General features: G+C 64.2%; 5 protein-coding genes and 1 tRNA gene. 3 read left to right on the top strand and 3 right to left on the bottom strand.

Annotated elements, in window-relative coordinates:
• Positions 1–154 precede the first annotated feature (154 nt).
• On the top strand, positions 155–2,734 hold the full coding sequence (locus AAC023_RS05315) for a M14 family zinc carboxypeptidase (protein ID WP_339738888.1): 2,580 nt from the start codon (positions 155–157) through the stop codon (positions 2,732–2,734).
• A gap of 43 nt (positions 2,735–2,777) precedes the next feature.
• Here AAC023_RS05315 and bioD read toward each other — a convergent pair whose 3' ends face one another.
• Positions 2,778–3,431, bottom strand: coding sequence for a dethiobiotin synthase (gene bioD, locus AAC023_RS05310; protein ID WP_339738886.1), 654 nt, complete (start codon positions 3,429–3,431; stop codon positions 2,778–2,780).
• On the bottom strand, positions 3,428–4,645 hold the full coding sequence (gene bioF / locus AAC023_RS05305; RefSeq protein ID WP_339738884.1) for an 8-amino-7-oxononanoate synthase: 1,218 nt from the start codon (positions 4,643–4,645) through the stop codon (positions 3,428–3,430). The genes bioD and bioF overlap by 4 nt, the downstream gene beginning before the upstream one ends.
• 43 nt (positions 4,646–4,688) lie before the next feature.
• Between bioF and AAC023_RS05300 the strand changes: the two genes are divergently transcribed.
• The gene (locus tag AAC023_RS05300) at positions 4,689–5,972 is read left to right on the top strand and encodes an adenosylmethionine--8-amino-7-oxononanoate transaminase (RefSeq protein ID WP_339738882.1); all 1,284 of its coding nucleotides are present in this window, start codon (positions 4,689–4,691) and stop codon (positions 5,970–5,972) included.
• Between the two features lie 101 nt (positions 5,973–6,073).
• Positions 6,074–6,150: transfer RNA gene (locus AAC023_RS05295), tRNA-Asp, on the top strand.
• 143 nt (positions 6,151–6,293) lie between these two features.
• On the opposite strand, the gene AAC023_RS05290 is transcribed toward AAC023_RS05295, so the two are convergent.
• On the bottom strand, positions 6,294–7,238 hold the full coding sequence (locus AAC023_RS05290; RefSeq protein ID WP_339738880.1) for a hypothetical protein: 945 nt from the start codon (positions 7,236–7,238) through the stop codon (positions 6,294–6,296).
• Between the last annotated feature and the right edge of the window lie 76 nt (positions 7,239–7,314).

The raw sequence follows: 7,314 nt of genomic DNA, 5'->3' as shown, positions 1-7,314 counted from the left end.
CGCTCGACATCAAGCGCAAGCCCACATTTCCCCGACATCAATCACAAGCCCGCCAGCATTCGCGAAGCCGGCCCGTCACCTCACTTCATCGCTTGCCTCTCCGGCGCCAGGCGCTAGCCTGCCAGCGACACAGATCGCTTTTGGGGAGCCACTCATGTCCGTATTCAGATCCATCGCCGCACTGCTTGTGCTCGGCCTGTCCTCGCCCGGGCTGGCCGAGCCGATCGGCTTCTTCCAGCTTGCCGAGACGCGGTATGATTCCGGGGTTCCGGCGCCGGAAGACCGTTTGGGGTTCGGGGTTGGTGAGCGGCCGGTGCGTCATGAGCAGATGGTCAGCTATCTGACCGAGATCGCGCAAGGCTCGGATCGCATCACGGTGGAGACCATAGGCTATACCCATGAGCACCGTCCGATCCTGTTCTTCGTCGTCACCTCGCCGGAAAACCAGGCCCGGATCGACGAGATCCGCGCCGAACATCTGGCCCAGCTCGACCCGGCTGCGGCGGCCGGTAACGGACCGGCGATCATCTGGCTGAATTACGGCGTCCATGGCGCCGAACCGTCCGGCATGGATGCGGCGATTCCGATGCTCTACCATCTCGCGGCCGCTGAAGGCCCCGAGATCGAGCAGACCCTGCGCGACAGCGTTGTGCTGATCACCGCCGTCTTCAATCCCGACGGCCATAGCCGGCGCGCCAGTCTGGTCGAAATGTTTGGTTCCGACATTGCCGTGACCGATCCGGCGCATGCCCAGCACAATTGGCCGAGCGCCCGCACCAATCACTATTGGTTCGACCTCAATCGCCAATGGCTGTTGCAGACCCAGCCGGAATCGCGCGCCTGGCTGACCCAGTGGCATCGCTGGAAGCCCCAGGTCTCGGCTGATTTCCACGAGATGGGGACGGATGCGACCTTCTATTTCCACCCTGGCGAACCGCGCCGGCTCAATCCGCTGATTCCGGACCGTGCCCGCACGCTGACCCAGAATATTGCCCGGCATCATATCGGTTTTCTCGATCAGGAGGCGCGCCTCTACACGACCGAGGAAGGCTTTGACAATTTCTATGTCGGCAAGGGATCGACCTATCCCCAGGTCAATGGATCGCTCGGTATCCTGTTCGAGATCGGTTCGGCCCGTGGCGGTCTGATCGAAAGCAATCATGGCCTGGTCAGTCACGCCGACAATGTCCGGACTCAGTTCCGCACCGGACTGACGACGATTTCCGGGGCCCTGGCCCAGCGCAGCGAGATTGCCGCCTATCAGCGTCAATTCTTCGCCGATGCCGCCGCCAGCGCCGGACGCGACCGCACCCGTGGCTATGTCTTCTCTGCCGAGGGTGATCCGGCACGGCTCAACCTCTTCCTCGACCTGCTCGACCGGCATGATGTCACCGTTCACGCGCTGGCCCGTGACCTGCGCGCCGATGGCCGCACCTATCGCGCTGGTCAGGCCTACATCGTGCCGATGCAGCAGCCGCAATATGTGATGATCCGGGCCCTGTTCGACCGGGTCACCAGTTTCGAGGAGAATGTCTTCTATGATGTCTCCGGCTGGACCCTGCCGCTGGCCTATGACCTGGAATACTCGGCCCTGACTGGCAATCTCTCGGCGCAATCACTCGGTGAAGTGGCCCATCCCGCCGATATCACATTCAGCGCACCGCCCGTCTCCAGCTATGGCTATGTCCTGCGCTGGTCGGATTATTACGCGCCGCGGGCACTCTATCGCCTGCTCGATGCCGGTATCCGCGTCCGCATCGCGACCGAGACGGCGGCGATCATGACCAGTGAGGGCCTGATCGAATTCGGCCCCGGCACAGCCTTTATCCCGCTGGTCGGGCAGGATGTCAGCGCGACCGACATCCATGATCTCGCCGGCCGGATCGCTGCGGAGGATGGCGTGCCGGTCTATTCGGCGACGACCGGTTCAACGCCGGGCGACACGCCGGATCTGGGCGACCGCAACGGCTTCCGTCCGATCGAGCGTCCGGAAATCCTGCTGCTGTTCGATGATGGTATCTCGCTCTATGACGCCGGCGAAGTCTGGCATCAGCTCGACCACCGCATGCAGATCCCGGTCACCCTGCGCCGCAAGAGCGAAATCTCCGGTCTCGACTGGTCGCGCTATACGCATCTGGTCATTGTCGGTGGTGGCAATACCGGCTTTTCCGGCGGCGATCTGGAGCGTATTCGCGACTGGATCCGCGTCGATGGCGGCGTGTTGATCGCCTCGCGCCAGGGCGCGCAGATGGCCCAGGAAAGCTTCTTCGACAGTGATGCAGAAGCCGCAGAGGACGCGGACGAGAGCGATACGGCTGGTGCGGCGCGTCGTGATTATGCCGCCATGCCGGTGGATGATGCCGAGCATGTGATTGGCGGCGCGATCTTTGCCGGTGATCTCGATTTCAGTCACCCGATCGGTTTTGGTTATTCGGATCGTTTCGTCGCCGTGCACCGCAATACCGAGATCGTGCTGGAACGGCCTGACGGTGATCCGTTTGCGGTCGTGGTGGAATACGGCGCCGAACCTTTGCTGTCGGGCTATGCCTCACAGCGCCGCCGTGACGAAATCGCCGGAACGCCGGCGGTGATTGCCCAACGGCTGGGACGTGGCACGGTGGTGATGTTTGCTGATAACCCCAATTTCCGGGCCACATTCCTGGGAACGGAGAAAATGTTCCTCAATGCGATTTTCTTTGGCGGGCTGGTTGACCAGCCGCGCGGTGATTATTAGCGGCGCGGTGACGGGCGGGGGTGATTCAGGCCTGCTGACCTGATCAAGCCTGGTCCAAGATGTCGAGCAGGGCATCGGGACTGGCGGGGTCAAACACCACCACCCCGGCCCTTGGGGCGTGGCGCATGATCGTGTCTGCAGTCTGCGCAGCGCTGACCGGGCCGGGCGCCATCGCGTTGATGATCACCGTGCAGCGCCCGTCGAGCGCCCGCAGCGCCGTCAAGGTATGCGAAATCGTGCCCAGATAATTGCCGGTGACCAGGACGGGGCGCGCATCCAGTTCGCGGATCAGGTCGAGATTGAGTCCGTCTTCGGCGATCGGCGACATCACGCCGCCAGCGCCCTCGATCAGGGTTGGACCGGCCGGGTCGAGATGGTCGAGACACCAATTGACCAGCGGCGCCAGTCTGAGATCGCGCTGTTCCAGCCGCGCTGCCATGTCCGGCGAGATTGCGGCCTTGAAGCGCCAGGGCGTCATCGCCTGCACGGCCTGGGCATTGAGCGCCTGGCCATTGGCGCGCAACAGGCGAATCGTGTCGGTGGCCGACAGGGCGTCCGGGTCGAAGCCGGAGGCGACTGGTTTGAGGACGCGGGTCTGGTGACCGGCCGCGCGGCGAGCATTCAGCAGGGCGCACAGGACATGTGTCTTGCCGATATCGGTGCCGGTGCCGGTGAAGAAGAAGGGGCGCCGCATCATTCTGCCGCCTCGAGCTGAGGCACCAGGGCGGCAACCAGCGCGGCGAGCCGGTCGATATCAGCCTCGTCATGGGCCGCGGAGAATGTGATACGCAAACGCGCTGTGCCGCGCGGCACGGTCGGCGGCCGGATTGCGGTGACAAGGAAGCCTTCGGCGCGCAGACGGGCCGATGCCTCCAGCGCCGCGCCGGCGCTGCCCAGAATCACGGGCACGATCGGCGAGACCGGTTCGGGCAGGCCGGCCGCAGCGCAGAAACGGCGCGCCAGCCCGGTCGGTCGTTCGCACAGCGCCATCTCGCTTTCAATCAGGTCGAGCGCCTTGAGCGCGGCGGCGACACTGGCCGGAGCCGGCGCGGTGGTGAAGACGAGCGGCCGGGCGCGGGTGCGCAAAAGCTCGCACACGGCATGGGAGGCGCACAGATAGCCGCCATAACTACCCAGCGCTTTCGACAAGGTCCCCATCTGCAGCGGGGCCCGGACGGGTGGATCGAAAGCGTGGGCCGAACCAAGTCCGCCAGCGACAACCCCGACACCATGGGCATCATCGACCAGCAGCCAGGCATTATGGCGGTCAGCCAGGGCCTGCAGGCCGGGCAGGGGCGCCAGATCGCCATCCATCGAGAAAACGCCATCCGTCAGGATCATCGCGCGGCGGGCGTCCGGGCGGAAATCAGTGAGTTTGGCTTCGAGATCGGCAAGATCATTATGGCGGAATGTCTCGACCCGGGCGCGCGAAAGCTGTGCGCCGGCAAACAGGCAGGCATGCGCCAACTCGTCGACCAGGATCAGATCGCCGGAACCGAGCAGGGCGGGGGCAATCGCCAGATTGGCCAGATATCCCGAGCCGAACAGGATGCAATCCTCGGCACCCTTGAGCCGCGCCAGACGCGCTTCCAGTTCGAACAGAAGCGGATGCCCACCGGTCACCAGGCGCGATGCTCCCGAACCGGTGCCATGGCGGGCCGCCGCGTCCTGGGCTGCGGCAATGACTTCGGGATGCCGGCTGAGGCCGAGATAGTCATTGGAGCAGAAATTGAGCAGGGTCTGCCCGTCCTGCTCGACCCTTACCGCATCGAGACCGTCGGTCTCGACAATATGGCGGCGCAGCTGGCTGCGCTCCAGGCTCGCCAGCTTGCCGCTGGCATAGGCGTCGAGCGTTGCGGACGCGGGCCGGGCGTCGGGTGTTGGCTCGGGGCTGGCTTTGGTCGATCTCATCTCTGCCCTGTCGCACAGAAATCAGGCCTGCTAAAGCCCCGACATGAAAACATCACCCCTCGATCCCGCCCGCCAGCATCTCTGGCGTCCCTATACCCAGATGAAGACCACCCCGGCCGCCTTGCCGGTCGTTTCGGCGGAGGGGGTTCGCCTTCGCCTTGCCGACGGCCGCGAGCTGATGGACGGCATCTCCTCCTGGTGGACGGTTTGCCATGGCTATCGCCATCCCCACATCATCGAAGCGGTGAAGGCTCAGCTTGATCGCGTGCCGCATATCATGCTGGGCGGGCTCACCCATGAGCCTGCTGAACGCCTCGCTGCCCGGCTGGCGGCGCTGGCACCGGGCGATCTCAATCATGTCTTCTTCTGCGAGTCCGGTTCGGTCTCGGTCGAGATCGCGATGAAAATGGCGATCCAGTATTGGATGAATCAGGGCATTGCCGGTCGCACGCGCTTTGTCGCCTTTCGCGGCGGCTATCATGGCGACACCATCGCCACCATGTCGGTCTGCGATCCCGATGAAGGCATGCATTCCCTGTTCGGCGATTCGCTGCCGCGCCAGATCATCGCCGACCTTCCTGTCGACGCCGATTCGCGTGCCCGACTCGAGGCGCTGCTCGACGCGCATGCCGGCGAGATTGCCGGTATGATGACCGAACCGCTGGTGCAGGGGGCAGGGGGGATGAAATTTCACGCGCCTGAAACCCTGCAGGCCATGCGTGAGCTCTGTGATGCCCGCGGCCTGCCCCTGATCTTCGACGAGATCATGACCGGCTTCGGCCGCCTCGGCACCATGTTCGCGGCCGGGAAGGCCGGGGTGGCGCCCGATATCATGACAGTCTCGAAAGCGCTGACCGGCGGCACCCTGCCTTTGGCCGCTGCCATCGCCTCAAAGCGCATCTTCAACGCTTTCTGGAGCGATGAGGCCTCGGCGGCGCTGATGCATGGACCGACCTATATGGGTAATCCGGCTGCCTGCGCTGCCGCCAATGCTTCGCTCGACCTGTTCGAGCGTGAGCCGCGCCTGCACCAGGTCGCCGCCATTGAGAGCGCCTTCGCCCGTCTTCTGCCGTCCGCCCGCGATATCCCCGGCGTGGTCGATGTGCGCTGGCAGGGGGCGATCGGTGTGATCGAGATGTCCGGCCTGCCAGCGGTCGAATCGCTGAAGGCTGATTTTGTCGAAGCCGGGATCTGGGTGCGCCCCTTCAACAATATCATTTATCTCATGCCGCCCTTCGTGATCTGCGATAGCGATCTGGAAACGCTGATAAACACCTGTCTGGCTGTGACGCGCCGCTGGGCCGGACAGCATTTCGCGGGCGTCTGAGGGGGCCGCTGCTTTCAGGCTGTTCACCCCTGCCCAAAGTCGCTTGACCGGGCGGCAGTGAAACCTTAGACAAACGCCTCTCGCTGAGGCGGGAACACCAAGCGGGTGTAGCTCAGTTGGTTAGAGCGCCGGCCTGTCACGCCGGAGGTCGCGGGTTCGAGTCCCGTCACTCGCGCCATTTTCCTGTCTCGAGGTTTTCGAGCGCGAAAATGGTCCTGGATACGAAGACGGCCGCCCTCCCGGGCGGCCGTTTCGCGTTGTGGCGTGGCCGGCGGGTTGATGGCCGCTTTATCCTCTCAGCCGCGGGCCTGCCGGGCGCGGTCAGTCCCACGCCTCGCGTTCGGCATCGGCGATATCGGCGAGCTGGTCGACACCGGCTGCTGCGATCCGCGCCCGGCGGATGCCCTGCTGGGCCCGGTTGTTCAGCGAAGGGTCGAGCTCGATCACCCGGTAATAATAATTTTCCGCCGCGCTGGTATCGCTCACCAGTTCCGAACAAATGCCCAGATTCAGAAGCAGGCCGGCGCTATCGGGCTCCAGCGCTTCAAGCGCGCCCCATTCCTGGCAGGCTTCATAGACAGAGTCATTCTGGGCCAGATCGGTGGCGTATTCGAAGGCGGGGCGGCTGGCTTCGCTGACAGTGTCCGGATTGGTGAAGAATGATGCGGTGAACTGCCGGTTGTGCGGAGCAACATCCAGCAGGACAGCGCTGGCGATACCCTGGGCGGCCTGGAATTCCAGCTGGCCATAGGTGCGCGAGGCAACCTGACCGGGACACCAGCTGTCCTGGGCGCGATTGCGATGATCACGCGAATAGACGATGCGGCCGGTGCGGGCATCGATCAGATCCACCTGGGCTGCCAGGTCGACATAATAGCGCGTGCAGGTGACCTGGCGGTTGACCCGTGAGGCGCAGCGATCATCGCCGGAGCGGACGCAGACCGACTGCGTGGTCTGGTAATATTCTTCCTGACGGCGGTCATTGATCATGCGGCCGCCATACAAGCCATCGGCGCGCCTTTGATCGCGCACCACGGTGAAGAAATTCTGTCCGTCCAGCATATGACGGCCCAGCGCGGTCTCCAGCGCGTCGCGCACGGTATTGCCGCCGCGGCCCCGCAGGTCATCGACGTAAACGACGCGCAGCAACGAGGCGTCGGGATAGCGGGCCGGTGCGACAACCGAGACCGGGACCGTGGTTGCGCAGCCCCCCACCAGAAGTGCAAGGCCGAGCGCACAGGCGCGTTGGAGCGTGTTGGACGGCATGATCATTCCCCCGAAATCGTCAAGCTTGGCGGCTCCGGAAAAGGTTAATGGGAACTCGTGGCAATGCAATGCCTGA

Origin of the sequence: uncultured Maricaulis sp., assembly GCF_963976135.1 — a bacterium.
GTDB lineage: Bacteria > Pseudomonadota > Alphaproteobacteria > Caulobacterales > Maricaulaceae > Maricaulis.
This window is presented reverse-complemented; position numbering and strand designations above follow the sequence as displayed.